2 protein-coding genes are annotated in these 811 nt (G+C 69.4%); one reads left to right on the forward strand and one right to left on the reverse strand.

The features are described 5' to 3' along the window. A partial coding sequence (locus tag SE92_RS35090; protein ID WP_157095911.1) for a DUF2147 domain-containing protein occupies positions 1–130 on the forward strand: 130 nt, incomplete at its 5' end. 137 nt (positions 131–267) lie between these two features. Here the strand turns inward: SE92_RS35090 and SE92_RS19650 are convergent. Then, positions 268–811, reverse strand: a 544-nt coding sequence (locus SE92_RS19650) for a DUF3095 family protein (RefSeq protein ID WP_157095912.1), incomplete at its 5' end; no start/stop codon positions are given.

Below are 811 nucleotides of genomic sequence, written 5' to 3' on the forward strand. Positions count from 1 at the left end.
GATCTACAATGCCGATGACGGCAGCACCTATGCCAGCAGCATCACAGTGACGGGAGCAGATTCGCTGCGGGTCGAAGGCTGCGTCGGCGCACTCTGCGGCAGTGAGACCTGGACCCGCGCTGGACGGTAGCAGGTCCGCGAGCTCTCGTGCCCCGGACGCAGCGCAGCACGTAGTGATGCGCTGCAGAGCCGGGGCCTATCGCACTCTGGGTCCCGGCTCTGCGCAGCGTCACTGCGTGCCGCAGCGCGTTCGGGACACGAGATCCCTCACGCCGTCATCGCCTTCAGCGCCGTCGCTGCCGAGGCGTAGCCGCCCCGCGCGCCGTCGATGAAGTGCACATGATCGCTGCGCAGCGCCGACGGCGTGAAGCAGGTCATCATGGCGGCGTCCTGCTGATGGAGGCCGTAGCGCACGACGCCCTCGCGCGCGGCCGCCGCAAGGCGATCGCTCAGCGCGCGCTCGAGCTGCGGCGTGCAGTCGAGAATCATGCGCAGGCCGTCGTCGTACTTCCTGAAGTCCGAGTTCTCGACGACCTGGCGCCTGTAGAGCTTGGGCACGAAGCCGCCGACCTTGAGGTCGAAGCGCATGATCAGATAGACGAACAGCGTGTAGGCCAGCACGCTGGCCCTGCGCGCGAGCAGCGGGCCGCCGCGCCTGGTGCGGGCTTCGTATTCCAGCCCCTGCGGCGGCCATTTCAGCGGCGGTCCCTGCGGCGGCACCGGACGGGCGCCGTCCGGGCTGCGCTCGACGAGATGGATGACGTCCTCGATCACCTTGCGGAAGGCCTGCGGGTCGACGCCGGGCGCCGGC

It is taken from the genome of Bradyrhizobium sp. AT1 (assembly GCF_001590795.1).
In the GTDB taxonomy this organism is placed as follows: Bacteria; Pseudomonadota; Alphaproteobacteria; order Rhizobiales; family Xanthobacteraceae; genus Bradyrhizobium.